The sequence below is a fragment of the Alloyangia mangrovi genome (genome assembly GCF_002300555.2).
Classification (GTDB): domain Bacteria; phylum Pseudomonadota; class Alphaproteobacteria; order Rhodobacterales; family Rhodobacteraceae; genus Salipiger; species Salipiger mangrovi.
Genome location: NZ_NTHN02000028.1, coordinates 17,246 through 42,731, shown reverse-complemented (window position 1 = coordinate 42,731; position 25,486 = coordinate 17,246). Strand labels below are relative to the sequence as shown.

Sequence of the window (25,486 nt, the reverse complement as noted above, 5' to 3'; positions counted from 1 at the left end):
GGTCATCATGTCCAAACCAAAAACTCTGCGCCCGGTGCTTCAGGGGCTCGGCGCTTATGCTCTCGCGATACTCGCAACTCTGTTCTTCGCGTTCCCCGTCTTCTGGATGGCGTCGTCGTCGCTGAAGAGCGAGCTCGACATCTCGCAATATCCGCCTGTGTTCACGTCGTTCGAGCCGTCCTTGGTCAACTACGCCGAGCTGTTCACCCAGCTCGATGCGCTCGACGCCTTCATCAACTCGGCAGTTATCGTCGCAATGGCCACGTCCCTTGCGATGATCTGCGGAACGATGGCGGCCTACGCGCTGGCGCGCTTCGACATGAAGGGCAAGGAGGTGATGGCGTTCGAGGTGCTCTCGATCCGCATGCTGCCTCCGATCGTGAGCGTCATCCCGATGTTCATCATTGCGCGGACGCTGGGGATCTTCGATACCTACTGGCTTCTTGCAGCTGCCTACGGGCTTGCGGGTCTGCCGTTCGTCGTCTGGGTCATGCGGGTCTTCATCCAGGATATTCCGCAGTCGATCGAAGAAGCCGCGATGATCGATGGCTGCTCCCGTTTCGAGACCTTCTGGAGGGTAACCCTCCCGCTTCTGCTTCCCGGGCTGGCGGCGACGATGGTGATCGTCTTCATGTTCTCGTGGAACGAGTTTCTTCTCGCCTCGATGCTGACCTCGCAAGAGGCGAAAACGCTCCCCGTCATCGCAGCCAACGCAATCAAACCGAAATCCATCGCATGGGGCCTCGCCTCGGCGGCGGGCGTAATGATGTCGCTTCCGGTCGTCGTGCTTGTCCTGCTCATGCAACGCTATCTCGTCCGCGGCCTTACTCTTGGCGCCGTGAAGGGCTGAAAGGATCCACAATGGGTATCCAGATCAAGAACCTCGTCAAACGTTTCGGCTCGCTCACCGTGGTGAACGACATCTCGGTCGACATCAAGGATGGCGAATTTTTCACCCTGCTGGGCTCGTCGGGCTGCGGCAAGACCACGACACTGCGCATGATCGCAGGTCTCGAGACGCCGTCCGAAGGTAAGGTCTTCATCCATGGCAAGGACGTGACCTACGCGGAGCCGCGACATCGCGACATCGCAATGGCCTTTCAGGACTACGGCCTCTATCCGAATATGTCGGTTTTCGAAAACATCGAATTCCCGCTGAAAATCCGCAAGATGCCTGAGGCTGAGCGCCGCAAGAAGGTCGAAGAGACCGCGGGCACCCTCGGGATCGGTGACTACCTCGGCCGCAAGCCGGCGCAGATGTCGGGCGGCCAGCGCCAGCGCGTGTCGCTTGCAAGGGCGCTGGTTCGGAACCCCAAGGTCTTCCTCATGGACGAGCCGCTCTCAAACCTCGATGCTAAGCTGCGCGCTGTGATGAGGACAGAAATCCGGCGTCTGGTGACGGAGCAGGGGATCACCACGGTCTATGTGACCCACGACCAGATCGAGGCCATGTCGATGGCTGATCGGATCGCGGTGATGTACAAGGGCGACATGGTTCAGGTGGCGCCGCCGCTGGAGATTTACGACCGTCCCGCAACTCGCTTCGTCGCGGATTTCATCGGTTCGCCGCCCATGAACCTGTTCAGCGCCGAGCTCTCCAAAGGCGGCCGCGTGGTGTGCCAAATTCAGGAGTTTGGCCAGGCCCTGGATGAAACCGAGCGTCATCGCGCGACGCAGATGGCGGACCAGCATGGCCACTTCTCGGTCGGCGTCCGCCCTGAACACCTGCAGTGCGTTGCGGCCGGAACGGCGGGGTCTGCGGAGGCCATCGTCGAGCTTGTGGAGCCGCTTGGTCAAACCACGAACATCTACCTCCTGTCGGGGGACCAGAGATACATCGTCGTCACCGACCGGACGACGGTGGAGGCCGGCGACACCATCGGTGTCATCGCGCCGAGGGAGCATGTCCGTGCGGTCGCACGGGATCGCTAAGCCCAAAATCAACACAAGGAAATACCATGACACTTCGTACCTACGCCCACTTCATTGATGGCGCGGACGCTGCGGGCACGTCGTCCGAGACCATTCGTCGAACCTCGCCGGGCCATGGTGGCGATCTGGCCGACTTCGCGGCAGGCACCGCCGAGGATCTGAATGTCGCGGTGACAGCGGCCCGCCGGTCCTTCGAAGAAGGGCCGTGGCGCGAGATGCCCGCGACGGATAAAGCGGCAATCCTAAACCGCTGGGGTGACCTGATCCTCGAGAACCTCGAGCGTCTGGCCGAGATCGAGGCGGAAGAGTCCGGAAAGCCGATCTCTTATGCCAAGGGGGAGATCCAGCATTCCGTGGCCATGACCCGCTATGCGGCATCCTTGGGCCTGCAACTCCATGGCGAGGCGTTCCAGAACGTTGGCCAGAATGCACTTGGGCTCGTGTCGCGCGAACCGCGCGGCGTCGTCGGGATGATCACGCCCTGGAACTTCCCGATGGTCACCCTTTTCCAGAAACTGCCCTATGCCCTTGCAGCAGGCTGTTCCGTCGTGGTCAAGCCTTCCGAGCTGACCTCGGGAACGACAATCGAAGCCGCCCGTCTCGGCGCCCAGGCGGGGCTGCCGGCAGGTGTCTTCAACGTGGTGACCGGCACCGGTTCCGTCGTCGGCAACGCGATGACCAGTCATCCTGAGGTCGACATGATCTCGTTCACAGGCTCGACCCCGGTGGGCAAGGCGATCGGCGAGGCATGCGCACGCAGCGTCAAGCGCTGCGCTCTCGAACTTGGCGGCAAGGCTGCCAACGTCGTCTTCGCGGATGCCGACCTCGATGCCGCACTCGATGGCGTTCTGTTCGGGATCATTCTCAACCAGGGTGAGGAATGCGTGGGCGGCACGCGCCTGCTGATCGAGGAAAGCGTTGCTGCGGAGTTCGTCGAAAAGCTCTGCGCGCGCGCCGCCAAAGTTCGCACTGGTCTGCCTCTCGACAAAACCGCAGATCAATCGGCGCTCATCCACGAGGGCCATCTGCAGAAGGTTCTCGATTACATCGAGATCGGCAAACAAGAAGGCGCCACCCTGGCCTGCGGCGGCAATCGGATCACCGAGGGCGGTCTCGACAAGGGCTTCTTCGTCGAGCCTACGATCTTCACGAACGTGACCCCTGACATGCGGATCTTCCGTGAGGAGATTTTCGGCCCTGTTCTGACCGTGACCACGTTCAAGACCGAAAACGAGGCCGTGGCGCTCGCCAATGACACGAACTACGGCCTCGGCAATGGTCTGTGGACCAAGGATGTCGACAAAGCCATCCTGATCACCCGGCGGCTCAAATCGGGGACGGTCTTCGTCAATACCTTCCTTGAGACGTCTGTCCAGATGCCCTTCGGCGGTTTCAAGCAAAGTGGTGTAGGCCGGGAAAACGGCATCGACGGCTTGCTCGAGTACACTGAGGTGAAGTCGGCCTTCATCAAGCTTGGTAAGCGCCAGCCGGTCCTGCCGCACACCCTGTAATCCATCGCGAAAACCTGATCAGGCGCTCCCTTCCGGGGGCGCCTTCCCAGTTGGAAGAGACCAGACAAGATGTCCTCGACTCGTACTGAACTTGACGGCCTGGGGTCGCTCGAACTCCCCGCCGAGGCGCTGCACGGTATTCACACGCAGCGCGCCGTCGAAAACTTCCCGATGACCGGCGTGACACTCGCCCATTTCCCCGAGCTCGTGTCTGCGCTGGCGCTCGTAAAAAAACGCTGCGGCGCAGACGAACGTTGAGCTAGGTGTACTCGCGCCAGAGCTCGGGAGTGTCATCCGCGAAGTCTGTGCGGAAATCACCGGCGGCGCGCATCACGAGCACTTCGTCGTCGACATGGTGCAGGGCGGAGCCGGAACCTCGACGAATATGAATGCCAATGAGGTCATCGCAAACCTCGCGTTGCTCAAGTTAGGGCACAAGCCTGGAGAGTACGCCCACCTTCATCCGAACGATCATGTCAACCGCTCGCAATCGACCAACGACGTCTATCCAACCGCGATCCGGCTTGCGATCCTTAACGCCTGCGCGCCACTGCTCGAGGCACAGGCCGACCTGAGCGCGGCCTTCGCCGAGAAGGGCCGCGAGTTTGACAGTATCCGCAAGGTGGGCAGGACACAGTTGCAGGACGCGGTGCCGATGACCCTTGGCGCCGAGTTCAGATCCTTTGCCAGCACCATAGACGAGGACATTGCGCGAGTACGGCAGCTGTCTTCTCTGCTCACCGAGGTGAACCTCGGCGGCACGGCGGTCGGCACGCGCATTACAGCGCCCGATGGGTACGGTCCGATTGCGGTACGGCATCTTGCTCGGCTCTCGGGCTGGCCTCTGGTCCCGGCGACGGATCTGATCGAAGCCTCGTCGGACCTTGGCGCGTTTGTCACCTTCTCGAGCGTGCTGAAACGGATCGCGGTGAAGCTCTCCAAGATCTGCAACGACCTCCGCCTTCTTTCGAGTGGTCCGCGAGCAGGGATCGGCGAGATCATCCTTCCGCCGGTCCAAGCAGGGTCTTCGATCATGCCTGGCAAGATCAACCCTGTCATTCCCGAGGTGGTGAACCAAGTTGCCTATCAGGTGATCGGCAATGATCTTACCATCACCTTCGCAGCAGAGGCGGGACAACTGCAGTTGAACGCCATGGAGCCCATTGTCGCGTTCAAGCTGCTCGAGTCCATTCGGAGCCTGTCGCAGGCTATGCGTGTCCTTCAGCGGAAGTGTGTGTCCGGTATCCGTGCCGACGAGGCTCGATGCACTGAACTTCTCAATGGAAGTCTGGTGCTCGCGACGACATTGGTGCCTCTTGTCGGCTACGAAATGGCCACCCGGATCGCAAAAACGGCGCATGCCGAGGGCCGCGACATCGCGACCGTGGCAGCCGAGCTCGCCGGTCTTGCGCAGGAGGACCTTGCAAACGCGCTGTCACGCGCCATCCCTGGCGAATAGCCCTAAACAGGAAAACGCTTACAACTTACGTAAGGCAGTTTTTATGAGATTTTCGGAGATGAATCATTGACAGGTTGGGCGTCTAAGGTAGCGTAGGAAAACGTTTACTAAGAATGTCGCTTTACTCAAAAGGCGCCACCCCAACATGGAGAGGTTCATGATCCGGAAATCTCACACCCTCAGTGTGAGCGCAGCCGCGCTGTGCCTGCAGGTCGTCACCGCATCCGCGCAAGACGCAGATGTAACGGGCAAGTTCTACTACATTCTGCCGGATGTGGAGACGGTCAGGTTCGAACAGTTCGATCGCCCGGCCTTCGAAAAGGCGGCGGCAGAGCTGATGCCAAATGCCCAGGTCGAAGTCCTCAACTCGGAGAACAATGTCCAGCGCCAGACCTCTCAAGTTCAGGCGGCGATCGCGAATGGTGCGAAGGCAATTGTGCTGATCACCGTCGATCCGAAGCAAGCGGCGGGATCGCTGGCGCTCGCGGCTGACGCAGGCATTCCGGTGATCTGCATGGCGCACGCATGTCATGGTGGCCCTGCCTTTGCGTATCTGACAGCGCCGTTCATCGAGATCGGCGAGAAGCAGGCGCAAAAGGCAGCCGAAGTCATCGAACAACATTTCTCGGAGACCGGCGAGCCGTTCCGGTTGGCCAAGATCTACGGTGATCCCAAGTTCCCGTTCTACACCGACCAGGTGAAGGGCATTGATCCGATCCTCGACCCGCTGGTCGAAGCCGGCAAGCTTGAAGTCGTCTGCGAGGCAGATGCTCTGCTTTGGCTGCCGCCGCGGGCCCAGACCGCGATGTCCCAATGCATCGCGAAGACCGACGGGCAGGTCGACGGCATCTTTGCGATGAATGACGATACCGGGGGTGCCGCGCTGGCAGCTGTCGAAGCCGCCGCAATCGGTTCGGTCAAGCTGTTCGGTGGATACGATGCGTCGATCGCCGGGGTCCGTCGTGTCGCCGCGGGCCAGCAGGAGATGGACATGACGGTGGACTACGTCGGAATGAACCGCCTTGCTGTCGAGCTGTCGATCATGGCGGCGCAGGGCCAGACAATCCCGGGCGACATGGTCGTGACGTCCTATGACAACGATTATCCCGGCGGGCTTCCCGAGGTCCACGCTGTCAACAGCGTCATCCTGCCCGAGACAATCCAGGAGGCAGTCCTCGACGCGGGTCTCTACACGCGGGAGCAGCTCTGTGGGGGCATCGCGGTTGATACCGATCTCTGCAAGGCGAACTGACCGATGGGAGATCGCATTGACATGAACGACCACCGCGTCTCGAGAATGCCGATCCTCTCTCTCAAGGACATCGGCAAGCACTACGGCGGCGTCACGGCCCTTTCGGGGGTGTCCTTCGACGTCGCCCCGGGGGAGGTTGTGGCGCTTGCAGGGGACAACGGCGCAGGCAAGAGCACCATGATTAAGATCATCAGCGGCATCATTGCCGCCGATGAGGGACAAATCCTGTTTGACGGTAAGCCGGCGACCATGAGCGCCCCGCAAGATGCCAACGATCTGGGCATTCAGACCGTCTACCAGGACCTCGCTCTCTGCGACAACCTGGACACGGTCCAGAACCTCTTCCTCGGCCGTGAACTTTCGGGGGGGGTGGCGCAGCTTTTTCCGCCTGTCGCGGCCCCTGATGGAAAAACGGGCCCATGAGGAGCTCGAGCGGCTCAACGTCAAGATCAGGGACTATTCCACGCCGGTCGGAAGCCTGTCGGGCGGGCAGAGACAGTCGGTGGCCATCGCGCGCGCGGTGATGTCCCGACCTAAGGTCATCCTGCTCGACGAGCCGACCGCCGCTCTGGGCGTGGCGCAGCGCGCCGAGGTCTCCGCTCTGATTGAACGACTGCGGGGGCAGGGGCTCGGCATCATCCTTGTCTCCCACGATCTGGCGGACGTGCTCAACGTCGCCGATCGCGTCGTCGTGCTCCGCCTGGGCGAGAAGGTTGCCGACAAGCCGATCAGCGAATGGAACCGGAGCAGTCTCGTTGCCGCTATCACGGGCGTCGCAGCGTAAGCTGACTGAAAGGAAACTCAGAAATGTCTCAGGCTGTCTCAAGCAGTTCTCGTCCAGTCAGTGCGCAGTTGCTCGATGCGCTGTCCACCCGCTGGCGTGTTGTCCCTGTTGTCGTGTCGCTTCTCGTCATCTGGGGAATTTTCGCAAGTTTGTCCCCGGTGTTCCTGACCCCGCAGAACATGACCAACCTCGCTGACCAGATCACGACGACTAGCATCGTCGCACTTGGTCTTGTCATGGTGCTCCTCGTTTCGGAGATCGACCTCTCTGTTGCCGCGCTCTCGGCTGTCTGCGCGGGTGTCAATGGCGTTCTGGTTGCAAACCTTGGCTGGCCGTTCCCGATTGCGCTGGCCTGCGCCCTGCTCACGGGCGGATTGACGGGTATGGTGCAGGGCTCGCTGGTGGTCTTCAGTGGCGCGCCTGCTTTTATCATCTCGCTCGGCTTCTCGCTTGCGCTGCAGGGCGTGCTGCTCATCCTGCTGCCTACCAGCAGTGGCTTGGTGGCACTGGCAGGCACCGATGTTCAGGCGGTATTCTCCTGGAAGCTGCCCAGCGTCCTGAGCTACGGGCTCGCGCTGCTGGGCGGACTCGTCGTAATTGCCGTCAGGCTCGCTGATCATCGCAAGCGCCTCGCTTATGGTCTGCCTTCGAATGGTGGCAAGGCGCTTGGTGTCGGTGCCGCGATCCTCGCGGCCGCGCTCCTCACCGTTTGGATTTTTGACAGCTACCGTGGAGTTCCGGTCCCGCTTGCGATTCTTGTTGGCCTGTTCACCGCCTTCTCCTACCTGACCACGCAGACGCGCTTCGGCACCTGGCTCTATGGTATTGGCGGCAACCGCGAGGCGACACGGCGCGCCGGGATCCCGGTGAACTTCGTCAAGATCAGCGCATTCACCTTGCTGGGCATGCTGACGGCGGTGGGCGGCATGGTGGCCTCTGCTCGGGTACTGGGTGTATCGCCCGCTTCGGCTGACGAAACCCTGCTGCTGGAGTCGATCGCGGCCGCCGTGATCGGGGGCACCAGCCTGTTTGGCGGGCGCGGAAATGTCTGGTCGGCGCTCCTTGGCGCGCTCGTGATTGGCTCGATCGCCAATGGCATGTTCCTGATCAACGCCAGCACCGAAGCCCGCCTCCTGGTGCAGGGGAGCGTCCTGGTGCTTGCCGTCCTCGCAGACGCGACCCTCGCACGCAGCACGACGGCCGGGCGGCGCTAAGAAGGAAAGAAGGCGTCGGGGGGGCATCTCTCCCGACGACTAATCTCTCGCACTGAACCATCAGGAAACCTTTATGCTGCTCGCATACAGCGACAAGCTCACCGTCGATCCCGGTGAGACGTTGGAAATCAAGATGTCCGGTCGCGGCGAAGTCTCCGCGACTTTGGTCAGGCTCCACGGCCTGCAGGACGGCGCCGCCCTACGAGTGCGCGAAGAGCTGATCGGGGACAGGTCAGTACATCAGGCGAGACATCAGGGTCTTTGCCCGGGCTCATACGTCGAAATCGAAGTTGCGGGTCAGGACTGGTCGGAGCGGACAGAGATCAGCCTGTCGCTCTGCCCAACGAAGACAGACACCCCGCAACGCGTTGTGCAGCTTGGAGATCTCTGCCTTGATCTTGTCGAGGGGCAGCTCGTTCTGGGCCAGGGCGATACCCGCGAGACCGTGTCGGCCCCGCTTTCACTTGGCCGCTGGCACAACCTGCGTCTCCAAATCGAAGGTCAGACGGTTCGGGCGGGGCTCGCCGGCAGGCTCGTAGAGGCCGCGCTAAATGGCCCGCTCGCCGGCGCGCGAGTGCTGATCGGTCAAAGCGAAGACCGCCTTCTGCCGCTGAATGGCCGGGTCGCAGAGGTCCGCTGCACTGTAGGTGGCACGCCGCTCTTCGATCTCGACTTCTCCGAGGCCATGGGGGGGAGCCGTCGCGGTCGATACCTCCGGTCGGGAAAATCACGGCGTCCTGCATCAGCGCCCCGCGCGTGCAGTGCTCGGGCCGCACTGGGATCGCCAGACCCTTCGATGGACCGATGATCCCGGCCAGTGGAACGCGGTGCATCTGCACGAGGACGATCTCTATGACGCGGGGTGGGAAACGGATTTCTCGATCGAAGCCCCCGCTGACAGCGGAATCTATGCGGTGAAGCTGGAACAAGATGGCGATGCCTTCTTCGTGCCCTTCTACGTAAGACCCACGACGCCGTCCACGAGGGTTCTCTTTGTCGCGCCGACCAACACCTATCTCGCCTATGCCAATGAGCATCTCTGGGAGGGGGAGCGGGGTGAGACACACCAGCGCCTAAAGGCCGATCCAATTCGCCTCGACACTGCGGAAGAGCTTCTTCAGGACGAGCCGCGGCTCGGCAGATCGCTGTATGACCGCCATGCGGACGGCAGCGGCGTCATGCACGCGTCGCGCCTTCGGCCGCTCACGAACCTGCAGCCCAACCACTGGAACTGGCTCTCCAGCGGCCCCCGGCACTTTTCGGCGGATTTCTTCATTACCGGATGGCTCGAGAAAGCCGGCGTCCGTTTCGACGTGACGACCGAGCAGGACCTCGATGAGCGGGGACTGGAGCTGCTCAAGCACTACGATGTCGTCGTTTCGGGGTCGCACCCAGAATATCCCACAGAGGCAATCCTGGACGCGATCGAAGGCTACATCCACGCCGGCGGCAGGTTCATGTACATGGGGGCCAATGGCTTCTTTTGGGTCACGGATTTTCTGGACGGGGGCCGTGACGCAATAGAAGTGCGCCGAGGCTATGCGGCGCAACGGAACTGGACGTCGCATCCGGCGGAGGTTCACCAAGCCACGACCGGCAAGCAGGGGGCCGCGTGGCGGCACCGTGGTCGCGACCAGAACCCGGTGTTCGGCATCGGCATGGCGGCCGCTGGCTGGGGAAGGGCGTCGGGCTACCAACGTACCGAGGCGAGCTATGCCCCCGAAGCGTCCTGGGCATTCGAGGGCATCGAGGGGGAGTTGATCGGCGCTCATGGCTATCTTCTGGGGGGTGCAGCCGGGGACGAAATGGATCACGCCGACCCGGCGCGCGGAACGCCCGATGGCACCATTGTCCTGATGTCCTCGCGGCACGAGGACCTGTTCTTCCCGACGCTGGACGCCGTTACCGAAGTTGGCCCCGGGCAAGCGGGACCTACCAACCCCGCAGTGCGCGCGGATTGCGTCCTCGTGCGCCACGAAGGGGGAGGAGAGGTCTTTTCGACCGGCTCGATCTGTTGGGCCGGGAGCCTGGGGACCAATGACTACGACAATGACGTCGCCCGTCTCAGCACGAATGTCCTGCGCCGGTTCCTAGAGAACCGCGGCAGCGAACAACGATCAGCCAAGGAGTAATCATGGTAACCTTGAATCAGCGGCCGCGCGTGTTGAACCCGCGACTCGCCGCAATCCTCGCAGAGCTTCGCCACGGTGAAATGCTCTTTGTCGCCGATGCGGGAAGCGGGAGCCACGCAAAGGCTCTGCGGCCGCTCGACCCCGGCGTCGAGCAAATCAATCTCGAGGTCGTGACCGGTGTGCCTTCGCTCGATGATCTCGTGCCTGTCATCTGCGACAATGCCGACATCGAGGCGTGTATCGTCACGGAAGACATGCGCAGCGCCAATCCCGATGGCTTCGCCATGCTGGTCGGTCTTTTCGGAGAAGACCGCGTCCATGAAATGAAATACATGCCGGACTATTACGACATGCGGGATCGCTGTAAGGCGTTTGTGCAGACCGGGGACTACCGGGTCCACGCGAATGTCATTTTGATCGGGGGATATCCCAGCGCGGATATCCCGATCGACATGATCATTAACGGAATTTGAGGCCAGCATGCCTTATCTGACCGTTTCGCCGCGCAAGATCTTTTTCCGGCACTGGAAGGCAAGCGCGCCCAAGGCGCACGCGCTGCTCCTTCATGGCTATGGTGAGCATTCCGGGCACTACCACAGGTTCGCAAACGCGCTGGTCGCGCGCGGGATTGAGGTGCTCGCTCCCGATGCGATAGGCCATGGACAATCGGATGGCGAGCGGGGAAACCCGGAGGCACTCGCGCATCTGGTGGAGAATGCCAAGCTTTGCTTGGAAGAGCTCCGAGATGAAGCGCCCAATCGACCTTGTTTCGTCATTGGACACTCCATGGGGGCGATCACCGCGCTTGCGCTCACACTTGATCATGCCGAGCAGGTGACGAAACTTGTCCTCAGCGGCATGCCTCTGGACGGCATCTCTCCGGCGCAACAGGCAAGCTTGCCCGAAGCGATCATGTCGAAAGACCCTTTCTACCTCGATGAGCTGGAGCACGATCCGCTCGGCTTCGACGCGCTCGCCGAGTTCCCGCACGCTATGCGGGTGCTCGATCCGTCGCATGGCCTTAGCGAACGCTTGTCAGAACTTAACGTTCCGGTCTTGCTCGTTGCGGGAGACCACGACTTCCTGTGCCCGGCGGAAGTTATCTCTCGATGCGAGGCTCGCCTGCCCTCGGCAACTTCGAAGGTCTTTCCCGACGCCTACCATGATCTTCTGAACGACACTTCCCACGTGGAAGTCGCAGCCGAAATTGCGGACTGGGTTTTGGACGACTAGTCCGCCTCAGGCGCAGCGCAGCTGCCGCTTTCAATAAGACATCTCAGCAGTCCCGCTCCTCCCGGCGGGCTGCTTTTTCTCGTTAAAGGACACTTCCTCCCATGATCTTTGTCCGGTCGTTTCTGCTCCTCCTGACCCTTCAGCTTGCTGGAGAAGCCATCGCGCGTGGCTTTGCGCTCCCCGTTCCGGGGCCCGTGTTCGGCATGGCATTCCTCTTCATTCTCTTCCGCGCGCGGCCGCAGATGGTCGAACGCTTGCGGCCTGCAATCACAGCACTCCTCGGTCTGCTTTCACTGCTCTTTGTTCCGGCGGGTGTCGGCGTCATGGCCAATCTCGAGCTTCTGAGCGCAGGGTGGTTTGCCATTTCGGTGGCTTTGGTTGCGAGCACGCTCCTGGCGATATTGGCATCGGTGGCAACCTTCCTGGCCGTTCAGCGGCTGCAGGGGCAGCTTGGCCAATGAAGAACCTGAACGACATCACCGACATCTGGAGCTATCTCAGCGCTCGGCCATTGCTCTGGCTCACCGCCACATTGGCGGCATACGCGTTTGCAGACTGGTGCTCTGCGCGCGTGGCCCGCAAGCCCTGGGCCAATCCGGTTCTTCTTTCGGTTCTGCTCATCGCACCTGTGCTGTCCTTCAGCGGGACAGATTACGCGACTTATTTCGAAGGTGCGCAGTTCATTCACTTCCTCCTCGGACCGGCGACCGTTGCCTTGGCCCTGCCGCTCAATGACAATATGGAGACCATACGCCGCGCGAAAGCGTCGCTCCTTGCCGCATTGTTCGTCGGGTCTGTTGTCGCTGCCACCTCGGCGATCCTGATCGCCAAGCTCCTGGGGTTGCCGGATGTGGTTGTCCTGTCACTCGCACCCAAGTCCACAACAGCCCCGGTGGCACTGGGGATTTCGGAAGCGCTTGGGGGATTGCCAACTTTGACAGCCACGCTTGTGATCCTGACAGGGATCATTGGGGCGATCACCATCACGCCGCTGATGGACGCACTCGGCATCAGGGACTGGCGCGCACGCGGCTTTGCAGTTGGTGTTGCTGCGCATGGCATCGGGACGGCTCGCGCGTTTCAGGTGAACCCTGTCGCCGGCGCCTATGCCGGTATCGGAATGGCGCTGAACGCGGTACTGACAAGCTTCCTGGTACCGGTACTGGTGGGGTGGCTGTAGCGGACTTGGGTTGCGCCTCCGAAGGGTTCTTCGGGGGTGTACTCTTGCGTCGAAATCTATTGATCCTGATATGATCTTTTCGGTCATCGGATGGGACGTTTTGACGTACGCATCGCGGGTTTTGCAATGGCCTGCACTGCCTGTGCTCGTTGACCTTTTTCATCTGGCATGAAGCAGCTCGGCCGCGATTATCCCGGCGCAGACTCTACATTACGGTGAGGGATTTCGCGGGGGGCAGGTCACCAACGATCCGCAGAAGCCCTTCGTCACCTCGGGCATCCGGCTCGGCACCTCGGCGGGCACCACGCGCGGCTTCCGCGAGGCCGAGTTCGAACTGATCGGCGGGCTGATCCTGCGGGTGATCGACGCTCTGTCGCACGATCCCGAAGGCAACGCCGAGGGCGAGGCGATGGTGCGCGAGGCAGTCTGCGCGCTCTGCGCCGATTTCCCGATCTACAGCGCGTGAGGGTCCTCTAGGTCCTTGATGTCTTCAAGATCGGCATCGGGCCCTCGTCGTCACATACGATGGGTCCGATGTCGCAATCAGCAGACGCAGGAAACCGCCTTCTCGGTCTTTTGGCGCTGGGTGAGGTGCAAGGAAGGTGTTTGAGCTCACGCACCCTCAGGATACGCGCCATGTCTCAGAGAGCATCTTTGCGAAGTCCTCGACATGGGGTGCATCTAGGCGCGCGGGGTTGCGCTTCAGGTAGTAGACCCGGCCGCTGTCGAGGGTCTCGTCGAAGAGCCGCACCAGCCGTCCTTGCTGGACAAGGTCCTCGACGAGGTGGTGCCAGCCCAGCATGATGCCCTCGCCGTCGAGCGCCGCCTCGGTCAGCGTCGCATAGTTGTTGGTGGTCAGGACCGGGCGCGGGGGCTCGGCCTCGGGCAGGTGCTCGCGGAACCAGTCGTCCCAGCTCAGCGGATACCAGGCGATAGCCTCGCTGGCCCAGTGCATGCGGTGGAGCTCCATGAGGCCCGCGCTCTGCAGGTCGTCGAGGCTGGTGAGCGTACCGAAGCGCTCGAGGTAGGAGGGCGCGCAGACCGGGGTGACGGTCTCGCGGAAGAGCGGGATCATGTCCTCGCCCGGCGGCCTGCGGTCGTTGCCGCAGATCAGCGCCATGTCCACCTCCTCGAAATTTGAGAGCGTGTCGTTTTCGTCCGAAGACAGCAGCACGAAGCGGGTGCCCGGGTGGCTCTGGCGGAACCGCGCGGCCATGGGGCGGAACCAGAAGGTGATGGCGGCATTGGTGCCCGCGCAAGTGATCGTGCTCTCGTCGGCCGACTGGCCGACCCGCGCGGCGGCATCGGCCAGCGCGTCGAGCCCGAGCGTCACCGCCGCCAGCAGCGTGCGCCCCTCCTGCGTCAGTTCGAGCGCGTTGTGCTGGCGATGAAAGAGCCGTGCGCCGAGCCCCTTCTCGAGCGCGCGAATCTGCTGGCTGATCGCCGCCTGCGTCACGTTGAGTTCGGTCGCGGCCTGGGTGAAGGAGAGGTGCTTGGCCGCCACCTCGAAGGTCGCGAAGGAGCCGAGCGAGGGCAGGAACCTGCGTCTCACGGAGCGCGACTGCTTCGGGGTGCCTGTCATCGCCAGCCTCGCCTTTCGCCGGATCGTCACTCGCTGCGCGCCTGATGCTCGCGCCACCGAATGAACATGTTCGCCCCGATCCTGGCAAGGGGTGCGGGCGGCAGACGGGTTGGCCCCGGCTCCGTCGCGAAGAAGCGGGTGATCTCGCTCTCGTGGCCAAGCGCCTGTTCGGCGGCGCAGATCCCGGTCAGCGTGCCGCGGGCGGTGCCAAGGCCGTTCTGGCAGCAGGCGGCGAAGAGCCCGTCGTCGAGCTGGCCGGTGACCGAGACGTGGTTGCGCGACAGGCACAGGTGCCCGGACCAGCCATGTGCCATCTTCACCCCGGTAAGCTGTGGGAAGCGGTCGGCGAATTTCTGGCGCATGACGCGCTCGGCGCGGCGCATCTGTGCCGGGGTGGTTTCCATGCCCGGCTCCATCGTGGCGATGGTGCGGGTGACGATGCGGTTGCCGCCCTGGCCGGTGCTGATCCGGCGCAGCGTGGTGCCCATCGGATCGGAGGGGGTGATGCCCCAGCAGGGCGCGCCGCCGAGACGCTGCAGCGCCTCGGGCGGGAGCTCTTCGGTCATGCAGGCGAAGAGGAAGATGTGCATAAGTCGGTTGCGCAGGAAGCCGAAGCTCTCGAGATGGCCGTTGGTGGCCATGATGACCTGGCCGGCGTGCAGCTCCCCTGCGTGGCTGCGCAGGGTCCAGGCGCCGTTGCCGCGGTCCAGCGACAGCACCGAACTGTCCTCGAAGATGCGGATGTGGCGGGCCAGACCGGCGGCGAGGCCGCGGACGTAGCCGGCGGGTTGCAGCATCACCGTGCCCGGCGTGTAGAGCCCCGACAGGTAGTGGCGGCTGCCGGTCAGCTCGAACATAGCCTGGGCGTCGAGCGCCTCATGCGGCTCGTCCAGCGTGGCGAGATGGGCGGCATAGGAGAGGTTCTGGCGGTGGCTCTTGTCACAGGCGGCGCCGTTGACCTTGCCGTCGCGGCGGAAGAACTCGGACGAGATGCCAAGCTCGTCCACCGCCTCGGCGGCAAAGGCGATGGCGGCGCGGTTGGTGCGGATGACCCGCCGGTCCTGGGCCTTGGTCTCGCCGGCGTAATTGTCCGAGGTCAGCTCGTGCGGCAGGTCGATCATGAAACCGGAATTGCGCCCCGAAGCGCCCTGACCGATGCGGCCGGCGTCGATGAGCGCAATCCTTGCCTGCGGCGCCAGCTGGTGCAGGCGGCGCGCGGCGCTGAGCCCGGCGAAGCCGCCGCCGATCACCGCGACATCGCAGGTCTGCGTGCCCTGCAGCGGCGCATGGTGCGCGCGCGGGCCGAGGATCGCGTCCCAGGCGGCGGCCCCGGTGTGCCGCGGGGTGCGGCGGGCGGTGTAGCTTCGAGACATGGGCAAACTCCCGAAACCGGGGCCGGGGCCCACGGGGGTATTGAGGTGGGCAAGGGCGGCGGGGGCGGGCAGAGTGCCGCCCCCGCGGGGAGGGTCAGTCGACAGCGTCGCCGGCGTCATCGCTCAGGTCGATCCAGATCGTCTTCAGCTGGGTGTACTGGTCATGCGCGTGGATGGAATTGTCGCGCCCGCCGAAGCCCGACTGCTTGTAGCCGCCGAAGGGGGTCGAGATGTCGCCCTCGCCGAAGCTGTTCACGGTGACGGTGCCCGCCTTGATCATCCGCGCGCCGCGGATGGCGCGCTTGGCGTTCGACGTGAAGATCGAGGCCGCAAGCCCGTAGTCGGTGTCATTGGCGACGCGGATCGCCTCCTCGAAGCTGCCGACCTCGATCACCGACAGGATCGGCCCGAAGATCTCTTCTCGGGCGAGCACGTGGTCGTTGCCGGGGATCTCGACGACGGTGGGCGAGACATGGGTGCCGTTGGCTTCGCCGCCGATCACCACCTTGCCCTTGCCGACCTTGCCGAGATAGCCCGCGACCTTGTCGTAATGCGCCTTCGACACCAGCGCGCCGATGCGGGTCTCGGGGTCGAGCGGATCGCCGACGGGCCATTCGCGGGCATGGGCGGCAACCTTCTCGAGCAGCTTCGCCTTGACGCCCGACTGCACGATCAGCCGCGACGCCGCCGAGCAGTTCTCGCCCATGTTCCAGAACGCGCCGTTGACCACATGCGCCGCGACCACGTCGAGGTTCTCGGCGTCGTCGAGCACGATGCAGGGGTTCTTGCCGCCCATCTCGAGCACGACTTCCTTGAGGTTGCTGTCGGCCGAATAGTGCAGGAAGCGCCGGCCGGTCGCGGTCGAGCCGGTGAAGGAGACCATGTCGACATCGGGGTGACGGCCCAGCGGCTCGCCGACCTCGGCGCCGCTGCCGGTCACCACGTTCAGCACGCCCGCGGGCAGGCCGGCCTCCATCGCCAGCTCGGCGAGGCGCAGCGTCGAGAGCGAGGTCTCGGCCGCCGGCTTGACCACCACCGAACAGCCCGCGGCCAGCGCCGGGCCGATCTTCCACGCCAGCATCAGCAACGGGAAGTTCCACGGCAGCACGAGGCCGACCACGCCCACCGCCTCGCGCACGACCAGCGCGATATGGCTGTCCGAGGACGGGGCGACCTGATCGTATATCTTGTCGATCAGCTCGGCGTGCCACTTGAGGCAGTGGATGGTCTCGGGGATGTCGGTGGTAGCGCAGTCGTAGACCGGCTTGCCGCTGTCGATGCTTTCCAGCACGGCCAGCTCGGGCTGGTTGCGTTCGAGCAGCTTGACCAGCTTCAGCAGCACCTCCTTCCGCTCGCCCGGATGCAGGCGCGACCAGCGCCCGTCCTCGAATGCGTCGCGGGCCTTGGCGACGGCGAAATCCACGTCCTCGGGGTCGCAGGCGGCCACATCGGCCAGCTTGGCGCCGGTGGCGGGGTTCACCGTCTCGAAGGTCTTGCCCGACTGCGCCGGGCGGAAGCTGCCGTCGATGAAGGCGTTCACCGGCAGGTCGAGGGACTTGGCGAGGGCTGTGTATTCAGCCTTGGTCAGAAGATCGGTCATAGGATCAGTTCCCTGCCTTGATGTCTGCGATGGTGGTCTTGAGCACGCGGATCACCTGTTCGAGCTCGCGCTTCTCGTCGATGTTGAGCCCCTTGAGCGGCGGGCGCATGCCGCCGGTGGGCACCGCCTGCACGCTGGTGCCGTGCTTGACGCATTGGATGAACTTGCCGCCCTGCTCGAGCACACGCATCAGCGGCATCATCGCCGACATGATCCTGCGGCCCTTCACGAAGTCGCCGTTCACCACGCAGGTCTCGTAGAGGTAGACGTGTTCCTCGGGCAGGAAGTTCGAGCCGGCGCAGATCCAGCTGCGCGCGCCCCAGGCGAAGAACTCCAGCGCCTGGTCGTCCATGCCGCAGGACATCTGGATGTGCGGGTAGTCGCGGGCCAGCAGGTGGACGCGGTTGATGTCGCCCGAGCTTTCCTTGATGCCGATCACGTTGCGCGAGCGGCAGACGCGGTTGAGGAACTCCTCGCCCATGTTGACGCCCATCCGGCCGGGGTAGTTGTAGAGGATGATCGGCAGGTCGGCGGCACGGTCGATGGCCAGAGCGTTCAGCGCGTTCTCGCGCTCGGTCGGCACCGAGTAGGGGGGGCGTCCCGAGCAGCAGCGCATCGGCGCCCATCTCTCGCGCGCCCCTGGCCAGCGCAAGGCTGTCCTCGGTGCGCATGGCGCCGGTGCCGATGATGACCGGCAGGCGGCCCTTGCTGGCCTCGGTGATGAACTTCGCCAGCTGCAGCCGTTCTTCGACGGTCTGCGCGTAGTTCTCGCCGGTAGAGCCGCCCGAGATCAGGCCGTGCACACCCTTTTCGATGAGGTGCTCCACGAGGTCGGCGAGGCGACCCAGGTTGAACGAGCCGTCCGCGTTCAGCGGGGTAACGAGCGGGGTGTAGATCCCCTCGAGTGTCAGTCTGAAGGTCATGGTGTCACCTTTCGGAAGGAGATCAGGGCAGGTAGCCGGCGGCGCGCGGCAGGAAGAGCGAGAGGTCCGGCCAGTAGGTCGTCACCAGCATGACGGGGAGCGCGGCGAAGGTCATGAAAAAGAGCGCGGGGCGGATCACGTCCTTCATCCCGACCTTGCCGACGCGGCAGGCCATGAAGAGGATTGGGGCCATCGGCGGGCTGTTCGCGCCAATCACCACCGAGGTGCCGATGATCGCGGCGAAATGCACCGGGTCGACGCCGATCGACTGCATCACCGGCACCACCAGCGGGCTGATGATGGCGATCACGCTGACGTCGTCCATGATCATGCCGAGCAGGATCAGGAAGACGTTGACCAGAAGCAGGATCAGAATGGGGCTCTCGAAGGTGCCGAGCAGCAGGTCGGTCAGCGCCTGCGGCACGCGCTCGAAGGTGAAGATGCGCGAGGCGACGAAGCTGAAAACCAGGATGATCATGATGACGCCCGTGGTTGTCGCCGCCTCGACCACCGCCGAGAACAGGCTCTTCAGCGTCAGCTCGCGGTAGACGAAGAAGCCGACGGGGATGGCGTAGACGACCGAGAGCGCTGCGGCTTCGGTGGGGGTGAAGATGCCGCCGTAGATGCCGCCGAGGATCAGCACCGGCAGGAGCAGGGCGGGGGCGGCCTTCCAGCCGTCCGAGCCGATGGCGCGAGCGCGCACCGCCCAGCTCATCACGTCCTTGCTGTTGCCGCCCGTGCGCCTGACGTGCAGCGCGTTCAGCACCGAGAGCACGATCATTAGCAGGATGCCCGGGCCGATGGTGGCGAGGAAGCAGGCGGCGACCGATTGCTTGGTGACCACGGCAAAGAGGATCATGGTGATCGACGGCGGGATCAGCAGCCCCAGCAGCGACGAGATGCCGAGCAGCGCCGAGGTGTAGCCGCGGCTGTAGCCGTGCTTTTCCATCGGGTCGATCATGATCGACCCGATCGAGGCGACTGCCGCCGAGCCGGTGCCCGAGATCGCTCCGAAGACGCCGCAGGCCACCACCATCGAGGTGCCCATGCCGGTGCGCGAGCGCCCGACGAGGGTCTCGACGAATTCCACCAGCCGCCGCGCCAGCCCGCCCGACTGCATCAGGTAGCCGGTCATCACGAAGAGCGGCAGCGCAGTGAGGATGATCGAGTTGACCGACCAGAAGCCGGTGGTCATCAGCGACGAGATATCGACGTCATAGGCCAGCGACAGCACCAGCGTCATGGCGGCAAAGGAGAACACCACCGGCACGCCCAGCATCATGAGCGCCACGACGGCGAGAATTGCGTAGACGGCTCCCATCGGTCAGTACTCCTTGCCGCTGAGGTCGCGGACCAGGTCCCGCGCGAGGTAGAGAACGAAGCAGACCGCCGCGAAGAGCAGGCTGGCCTGGCTGACCCACATCGGCAGCGAGAAGACCGGCGTGCTCTGGCCGCGCTCGATGCCCCAGGAGACGAGGCTCCAGGCCCAGGCGGTGAAGAAGATCGCCAGCACGAGCGAGATGGCGGTGGTCACGGTGCCGATGATCCGCAGCTTGCGCGGATCGCTCACCATGACCGACATGAAGTCCGCGGCGAGATGCGAGCGCTCGCGCGAGGCGAGCACCGCGCCGCACATGTAGAACCACATCACGCTGAAGAGGACGATCTCTTCGAGCCCGAACACCGGGTGCTCGAGCGCCGAGCGAAAGAAGATGCCGACCACCAGCATCACCGCGACGGCGAGACCGGTCAGCACGACGACGGCTTTCAGCACGAAACCGAGAAGCTGATCGAGACGGGACAGAAAGGGCACCATGATCTCCGGATCCTTGCATAGAGGGAGGGGAGCGGGCGCAGGGCGTGCCTGCGCCCGGACGGCGGCCTTACTCGGGGGTCGAGGCGTTGGCGCGGACCTTGTCCATGATCTCGGTGCCGACGACCTCTTCGATCTGCGGCCAGACCTCGGCGCGGACGCGCTCGACCCAGGCGCCCTTTTGCTCGGCGGTCGGCACGATGTATTCCATGCCGCGCTCCTGCGCCGTCTTGATCCACTTCTCGTCCTCGGCGCGGGCCGCCTGGAACTGCGTGGTGATCACCTCGCTGGCGGCGTCGCTCAGTATGCCCTGATCCTCTTCGTCGAGGTTGCTCCAGCTGCCTTCGTTCATCAGCAGGTAGAAGGTCGAGAAGTTGTGCGAGGACTGCACGAAGTAGTCGAGTTGGTCACCGAAGTATTCGACGTCCCAGTAGATCACGTTCGAGCTGTCGCCATCGACCACGCCGGTCTGGATCGAGGTATAGACCTCGGACCAGTCGATCGGCACAGCCTGGAAGCCCATTGCCTGGACGGTCTGCGGCAGCGGGAAGATCGGCTGCGAGCGGACCTTCATGCCCTGCGCGTCCTCGAAGGAGGTGGCATAGGCGCCCTTTGTGGCGATGCCGCCGAAGCCCTCGGGGAAGGGGCCGAAGTAATGCAGGCCCATGTCGTTGTAGATCGGCTGTACGACCTCGCTGACCCAGCCGTCTTCGGCGTAGCTTTCGATCGCGTCGTCCCAGCCCATCACGAGGTAGGGCGTGAACATCACCGACATGCGCTGGTCATAGGAGGTCTGCGGCCAGGTGATCATCATGTCGACGTTGCCGCGCACGAACTGGTCGAAGAGCTCCTGCTGGCCGCCAAGCTCGCCCTGGAAGAACACATCGACGCGGATGCGGCCGTCGGACTTCTCGCCGATCTTTTCGGCCCAGGTGGTCATGGCCTTGCCCACAGGGCTCTCGCGGTCGCCGGCCTCGCTGGTCAGCACGAGGCGGTGCTCGCCGGCGGCGAAGGCGGCGCTGCCGAGTGATGCGAAGATTGCGATGGCTGCGGCAGATGCGAATATTTGTTTCATGGTGCTCCCTGCTAGCGAAATTATGGTTCTTTGTGTGACGATGATGTCGCGGCAGAGGGGGCCTTGTCGCAAACGACAATTTCGGCGGGCAAGGCATAAGCTGAAACTTATGACGTTACAAAAGTGTAGCATGTACGGATCGTTAGGAGCCGGAAATGCCGAGCAGTAGCACCGGCCCGAGGCAAACTTTCGAAGGCGAACCCAGAGGTCTCCGGTGCTGTCTGAGGCGCGAAGGGTCAGATGGGGGGCCTAGATGCGCGGTTGCCCCGCGACCTATCCGGATCGCGGGGCACCATTTGGCGGCGATGCGGATGCTCGCATCAGCTCATCAGATCTGCCGCCTTTTCCCCGATCATCATGCAGACGGCGTTCAAATTTCCCGAGACGATGTTCGGCATCACCGATGCGTCGGCAACGCGGAGCCCGTCCACCCCGTGCACGCGCAACGAGGGGTCGACCACCGCCATGTTGTCTTTCCCTATTCGGGCAGTGCCGCAGGGGTGCAGCGCGGCGTGTGCTTCGCGCTGGCAGAACTGCCGGATGCTGTCGCGCGTGCTGCGCGTGGCATCCGGAACGTGGCGCCGTTCGACAAAGCGGGAGATTGCGGGCTGCTCCATCACGTCCATTGCGAAGAGCGTGGCATCGGTGACCGCCTCCAGATCGCGCGGATCTCCGAAATAGTTCGGGCGAATGATCGGGGCGGCCTCGGAGTCGCCGCTGCGCAAGGTGACTTCGCCGCGCGAGTAGGGACGGACCTGTCCAAGGTTCACCGTACAGCCATTGCCGCCGGGGACACCATCGACGCCTTCCTCGATACCGGCGCCGCAGACCAGAAAGAACTGGCAATCGGGTAGGGCCTCGCTCTTGTCGCCCCACCAGAAGGCGCCGCCTTCGATCAGGTTCGAAACTGCCGGACCCTTGCCGAACATCAGGTACTCGAGCCCGGCAAGGGCCTTCCAATGCAGTTTCTTGTAGCGGTCGTAGCTGTGCGGGCCGTTTAGTTGGTAGACGAGCGAGATCTCGATGTGGTCCTGCAGGTTCTGCCCCACCCCCGGAAGATCCTGTTGCACCGCGATACCATGGCGCTGCAACACGTCCGCCGGACCGAGGCCGGAACGCATCATCAGATGCGGCGTCGCGACGGCACCGGCACTCAAGATGACCTCCTCCCGTGCCATCAGGACCCGGCGCTTGCCGCCCTGCAGGAATTCAACGCCGGTTGCGCGGCCATTCTCGACGATGACACGGGTCACCTGCGCGCCCGTTTTCACCTGAAGGTTCCGACGCGCAAGCGCCGGGTGCAGATAGGCCACCGCCGCCGAAGACCGCCGCCGCCCGCGCGAGGTGATCTGGTACAACCCCGTTCCGGCCTGCGTGCCGCTGTTGAAGTCCGGATTGAAGGGTAGGCCCTGTTGCTGACAGGCTTGGAGCCAGGCCCGGGTCAGGGGATGGATCGAGTCGATATCTGAGACCTTCAGCGGTCCATCGGTCCCGTGGGTCTCGCCGGCGAAGCGGTTGTTGCTTTCGGACTTGCGGAAATAGGGCAACACGTCCTCGTAGGACCAACCTTCGGCTCCTGCGCTGGCCCAGCCGTCATAGTCCTGCGGGTTCCCGCGGATGTAGATCATCGCATTGACGGAGCTGCCGCCGCCCAGCACACGCGCCTGGACCATGGTTTCGCGCTCAGGACGCTGTTGTTCCGGCCGCGCTTCCCATTCGTACCGTTTCAGCAAGGGCCCTTGCGCCGTCTTGTAGTACGCGCCGGGGATGTGAATGTACGGATTGCGGTCGCGCGGACCTTCTTCGAGAAGCGCGACTTCGCAGGACTGGTTTTCACTCAGGCGGGAAGCCACCACGCATCCGGTGGAGCCGCCCCCAACAATGACGTAATCGACGCTCTGCATGATCTGCTCTCCGCTTAATGGTCCGAATGCTCGGGGGGCGGCTGAACCATAGGAGAGCCCTTGCTTAAAGGACAATTTCGCAGGAGATCAAAAACCCTCGCAAAGTGACGCACCTTATGCGCAAAGATGCGAATAAGTATATGAAAATAAATACATAAATGAGATTATTTCTTGCGCGACGTCTGCTTGTTCGGCTACGTCTGGCGCCATCACAGCGGAGGAACTGGTGGTGCAGACACTGATCTATCACGGGCTGGCTTCTAAAGAGGCAACCTTGGCAATGGACCTCGAGATCATGCAGCGAACCGGCTTTTCCGGGTTAGAGGTCTCGGCGGCCAAGATGCGCGCGATGCTCGAGGCCGGTTTCTCCGAGGCGGATCTGGCCTCGAGGTTCGCGGAGGTGGAGGTTCCCGGAATCGGCTTCCTTATGGACATAGAGCGCCACGGTACCGACCGCGCCGCGCTCATGCGTGATGCCGAGAACCTTTTTGCCTTGGCCGAGATCGCCGGGGCTAAAGGCGTTCAGGTCATCACCGGGCCAGTCGACCTTCGCGCCGCGCAGGCATCAAGCCAGGGCGCGGCGTGGCCCGGCTATCGCGGCGTCCTTGGTCTGCCGCGAGACGAACAGCGGCGCGTCCTAGTCGACAATTTGGCGGCGCTAGCTGATCTGGCGGCGGGGCAGGGGCTGATCGTCTACCTCGAGGCATTGGCCTGGCTACCGTTCAACACTCTGGCCGATCAAGTCGAGCTTCTGCGCCGCGCCGGTCGCGACAACCTGCGGATGGTTGTCGACTTCTGGCATTGTTACGCCTCCGGCAACACGCCCGACGAAGTGTCGCGGCTGGACAGCGAGCTTATCTACGGCGTCCACTTCTGCGACTCCCGCGCCCATCAGGGCGGTTTGCCGAATGAGGCCGTGCTGCGCGACGTGGCCACAGGGCAGGGGGTGCTGGACCTGCGCGAATGGACCGATGCAGTCAAGGCGACCGGTTACCAAGGCTGGTGGAGCTGCGAGCTGTTCTGCCGCCGCCAGCATCAGGACAACAGCTTTGCCGTGGCCCGCGAGTTGCACGACCTGATGGCGCGGACCATCCTGTAACCTCGCAAGGGTGTCCCGCAGCCGCCGCCGGCACGCTGCGGGATGCCGCTCAACCGCGGGTGGGCAGACCGCGCCGCTTGGCGAAGGCGTCCCAGTCTTCGCCGCTCTCCATCATATCGCGGGCGAGTGCCGAGGCATTGTCATACCCGATTTCGGGAACCAGCGCCGCGAAATTGGCGGTGCTGGCCGACAGATGCGCGGCGCACCGGGCGGGCCGCGCCTCGATCCCCTCGACGCAGCGCAGGCGCAGGGTCTCTACCGCATTGCGCAGCAGTTGCACGGCATGCAGCAGCCCATAGGCGATCAATGGCTCGAACGGGTTGAGCTGCAGCTGCCCGCCCTCTGCGGCGCAGGTGATGCTGACGTCGATGCCGATGACCTGAAACGCCACCTGGTTGACCATCTCGGGGATCACCGGGTTTGCCTTGCCCGGCATCAGCGACGATCCGGGCTGCATTGGGGGCAGAGATATTTCGCCCAGGCCGCCGCGCGGCCCGGAGGAAAGCAGCCGCAGGTCGCTTGCCATCTTCGAAAGCTTGGTCGCCAGGCGTTTGAAGTTGCCGGAGAGGTGGACAAAGACCCCGACGTCCCAGCTCGCCTCGATCAGGTCACTGGAAGGCGTCAGCGCCAGCCCGGTGATCCGCCGCAGCTCGGCCAGGGCAAGGCTCTGGAATTCGGGCGTTGCGGCAACCCGGGTTCCGATCGCCGTGCCGCCAAGGTTGACCTCGGACAGCAGCCCGATCGCCGCCTGCAACCGTGCCACGTCTTCGCGGAGCGTGTGGCCGTAGGCGCGCATCTCGGCCCCAAGGGTCATCGGAACCGCGTCCTGCAATTCGGTCCTGCCGAGTTTGCGGATGCCCTCGAAGGCGTCGCCCTTGCGGTCATAAGCGTCGGCCAGGTCTTCAAGCGCGGACATCAAGAGTGGAACAGCCGTCATCAGGGCGATGCGGACCGCGGTCGGGTAGACATCATTCGTCGACTGCGCGCGGTTCACATCGTCATTCGGGTGCAGATGCTCGTAGGAGCCGCAGGGCAGCCCCATCAATTCCAGCCCGCGATTGGCGATGACCTCGTTCACGTTCATGTTGCTCGAGGTTCCGGCACCTCCCTGCAGCACGTCGACCGGAAAATGCCGGTGGTGATGGCCTGCGATGATCTCATCGCAGACCTTCGATATGACATCCGCCTTGGCCTGCGTCATGCGACCCAGCGCGGCATTTGCACGGGCGGCGGCCTGCTTGACCTGCGCCAGAGCCCGGATGAGCGGCGGGAACTGCTCGAGGGTGATGCCGGAGATCGGGAAATTCTCTACGGCGCGCGCGGTCTGCGCGCCGTAGAGCGCATTCACCGGAACCTCCATCGGCCCCAGGCTGTCCTGCTCGCGCCGGGTCCGGGGCGCGGTGCTGACACTGTCGCCCAT

General features: G+C 63.6%; 23 protein-coding genes and 4 pseudogenes. 18 read left to right on the top strand and 9 right to left on the bottom strand.

Annotation, left to right across the window (positions count from 1 at the left end; genetic code table 11):
* Positions 1–7 precede the first annotated feature (7 nt).
* The 17 genes and pseudogenes from CLG85_RS15580 to CLG85_RS27770 form a co-directional block, all read left to right on the top strand.
* Complete coding sequence (locus CLG85_RS15580) at positions 8–850, top strand: carbohydrate ABC transporter permease (protein ID WP_141244483.1); 843 nt, start codon at positions 8–10, stop codon at positions 848–850.
* An 11-nt stretch (positions 851–861) separates the two neighbouring features.
* Positions 862–1,932, top strand: a complete 1,071-nt coding sequence (locus CLG85_RS15575; protein WP_095881428.1) for an ABC transporter ATP-binding protein — start codon at positions 862–864, stop codon at positions 1,930–1,932.
* Positions 1,933–1,958: 26 nt separating this feature from the next.
* Positions 1,959–3,443 carry an aldehyde dehydrogenase family protein gene (locus CLG85_RS15570; protein ID WP_095881429.1) on the top strand — a complete coding sequence of 495 codons (1,485 nt, stop codon included), beginning with the start codon at positions 1,959–1,961 and terminating at the stop codon, positions 3,441–3,443.
* Between the two features lie 69 nt (positions 3,444–3,512).
* On the top strand, positions 3,513–3,701 hold the full coding sequence (locus CLG85_RS15565) for a hypothetical protein (protein ID WP_260349549.1): 189 nt from the start codon (positions 3,513–3,515) through the stop codon (positions 3,699–3,701).
* A 31-nt stretch (positions 3,702–3,732) separates the two neighbouring features.
* A pseudogene (locus tag CLG85_RS15560) lies at positions 3,733–4,902 on the top strand (aspartate ammonia-lyase); the annotation flags it as partial.
* Positions 4,903–5,059: 157 nt separating this feature from the next.
* Complete coding sequence (locus CLG85_RS15555; protein WP_176476522.1) at positions 5,060–6,154, top strand: substrate-binding domain-containing protein; 1,095 nt, start codon at positions 5,060–5,062, stop codon at positions 6,152–6,154.
* A gap of 21 nt (positions 6,155–6,175) precedes the next feature.
* Positions 6,176–6,577, top strand: coding sequence for an ATP-binding cassette domain-containing protein (locus CLG85_RS15550; RefSeq protein ID WP_260349547.1), 402 nt, complete (start codon positions 6,176–6,178; stop codon positions 6,575–6,577).
* A complete protein-coding gene (locus CLG85_RS15545) occupies positions 6,558–6,938 on the top strand; it encodes an ATP-binding cassette domain-containing protein (RefSeq protein WP_260349546.1) in 381 nt (126 codons plus the stop codon). Before CLG85_RS15550 ends, CLG85_RS15545 begins: the two co-directional genes overlap by 20 nt.
* Positions 6,939–6,961: 23 nt before the next feature.
* A complete protein-coding gene (locus CLG85_RS15540) occupies positions 6,962–8,152 on the top strand; it encodes a sugar ABC transporter permease (protein WP_095881432.1) in 1,191 nt (396 codons plus the stop codon).
* Positions 8,153–8,225: 73 nt separating this feature from the next.
* A complete protein-coding gene (locus tag CLG85_RS15535; RefSeq protein ID WP_260349545.1) occupies positions 8,226–8,960 on the top strand; it encodes a LamG domain-containing protein in 735 nt (244 codons plus the stop codon).
* Complete coding sequence (locus CLG85_RS15530; RefSeq protein WP_311735002.1) at positions 8,914–10,284, top strand: N,N-dimethylformamidase beta subunit family domain-containing protein; 1,371 nt, start codon at positions 8,914–8,916, stop codon at positions 10,282–10,284. Before CLG85_RS15535 ends, CLG85_RS15530 begins: the two co-directional genes overlap by 47 nt.
* A 2-nt stretch (positions 10,285–10,286) precedes the next feature.
* Positions 10,287–10,757, top strand: coding sequence for an RbsD/FucU domain-containing protein (locus CLG85_RS15525; protein ID WP_217989721.1), 471 nt, complete (start codon positions 10,287–10,289; stop codon positions 10,755–10,757).
* A gap of 7 nt (positions 10,758–10,764) precedes the next feature.
* Positions 10,765–11,517, top strand: a complete 753-nt coding sequence (locus CLG85_RS15520) for an alpha/beta fold hydrolase (protein ID WP_095881434.1) — start codon at positions 10,765–10,767, stop codon at positions 11,515–11,517.
* A 101-nt stretch (positions 11,518–11,618) separates the two neighbouring features.
* The gene (locus tag CLG85_RS15515; protein WP_095881435.1) at positions 11,619–11,978 is read left to right on the top strand and encodes a CidA/LrgA family protein; all 360 of its coding nucleotides are present in this window, start codon (positions 11,619–11,621) and stop codon (positions 11,976–11,978) included.
* A 5-nt stretch (positions 11,979–11,983) separates the two neighbouring features.
* Complete coding sequence (locus CLG85_RS15510; RefSeq protein ID WP_095881441.1) at positions 11,984–12,697, top strand: LrgB family protein; 714 nt, start codon at positions 11,984–11,986, stop codon at positions 12,695–12,697.
* A gap of 247 nt (positions 12,698–12,944) precedes the next feature.
* Positions 12,945–13,163: pseudogene (glyA, locus tag CLG85_RS27450) on the top strand (serine hydroxymethyltransferase); the annotation flags it as partial.
* Between the two features lie 20 nt (positions 13,164–13,183).
* A pseudogene (locus CLG85_RS27770) lies at positions 13,184–13,237 on the top strand (serine dehydratase beta chain); the annotation flags it as partial.
* Positions 13,238–13,319: 82 nt separating this feature from the next.
* On the opposite strand, the gene CLG85_RS15495 reads toward CLG85_RS27770, so the two are convergent.
* The 8 genes and pseudogenes from CLG85_RS15495 to CLG85_RS15460 all read right to left on the bottom strand — a co-directional run bounded on the left by CLG85_RS15495 (position 13,320) and on the right by CLG85_RS15460 (position 22,967).
* Positions 13,320–14,249: a LysR substrate-binding domain-containing protein gene (locus CLG85_RS15495; RefSeq protein WP_217989722.1), complete on the bottom strand. Its 930-nt coding sequence runs from the start codon at positions 14,247–14,249 to the stop codon at positions 13,320–13,322.
* 56 nt (positions 14,250–14,305) lie between these two features.
* On the bottom strand, positions 14,306–15,652 hold the full coding sequence (locus CLG85_RS15490; RefSeq protein WP_260349539.1) for an NAD(P)/FAD-dependent oxidoreductase: 1,347 nt from the start codon (positions 15,650–15,652) through the stop codon (positions 14,306–14,308).
* 94 nt (positions 15,653–15,746) lie between these two features.
* Positions 15,747–17,252 carry an aldehyde dehydrogenase gene (locus CLG85_RS15485; RefSeq protein ID WP_260349537.1) on the bottom strand — a complete coding sequence of 502 codons (1,506 nt, stop codon included), beginning with the start codon at positions 17,250–17,252 and terminating at the stop codon, positions 15,747–15,749.
* A gap of 4 nt (positions 17,253–17,256) precedes the next feature.
* Positions 17,257–18,175: pseudogene (locus CLG85_RS15480) on the bottom strand (dihydrodipicolinate synthase family protein).
* Between the two features lie 22 nt (positions 18,176–18,197).
* Positions 18,198–19,496, bottom strand: coding sequence for a TRAP transporter large permease (locus CLG85_RS15475; protein ID WP_260349536.1), 1,299 nt, complete (start codon positions 19,494–19,496; stop codon positions 18,198–18,200).
* Positions 19,497–19,499: 3 nt separating this feature from the next.
* Positions 19,500–19,991 carry a TRAP transporter small permease gene (locus CLG85_RS15470; protein ID WP_095880641.1) on the bottom strand — a complete coding sequence of 164 codons (492 nt, stop codon included), beginning with the start codon at positions 19,989–19,991 and terminating at the stop codon, positions 19,500–19,502.
* A gap of 67 nt (positions 19,992–20,058) precedes the next feature.
* Positions 20,059–21,063, bottom strand: a complete 1,005-nt coding sequence (dctP, locus tag CLG85_RS15465) for a TRAP transporter substrate-binding protein DctP (RefSeq protein ID WP_095880642.1) — start codon at positions 21,061–21,063, stop codon at positions 20,059–20,061.
* Between the two features lie 320 nt (positions 21,064–21,383).
* Complete coding sequence (locus tag CLG85_RS15460) at positions 21,384–22,967, bottom strand: GMC family oxidoreductase (RefSeq protein ID WP_095880643.1); 1,584 nt, start codon at positions 22,965–22,967, stop codon at positions 21,384–21,386.
* Between the two features lie 226 nt (positions 22,968–23,193).
* Here CLG85_RS15460 and CLG85_RS15455 point away from each other — a divergent pair, with 226 nt between their 5' ends.
* Positions 23,194–24,066, top strand: a complete 873-nt coding sequence (locus CLG85_RS15455; protein ID WP_260349533.1) for a sugar phosphate isomerase/epimerase family protein — start codon at positions 23,194–23,196, stop codon at positions 24,064–24,066.
* Between the two features lie 49 nt (positions 24,067–24,115).
* Here the strand turns inward: CLG85_RS15455 and CLG85_RS15450 are convergent, their stop codons facing one another.
* Positions 24,116–25,486, bottom strand: coding sequence for an aspartate ammonia-lyase (locus CLG85_RS15450; protein ID WP_095880644.1), 1,371 nt, complete (start codon positions 25,484–25,486; stop codon positions 24,116–24,118).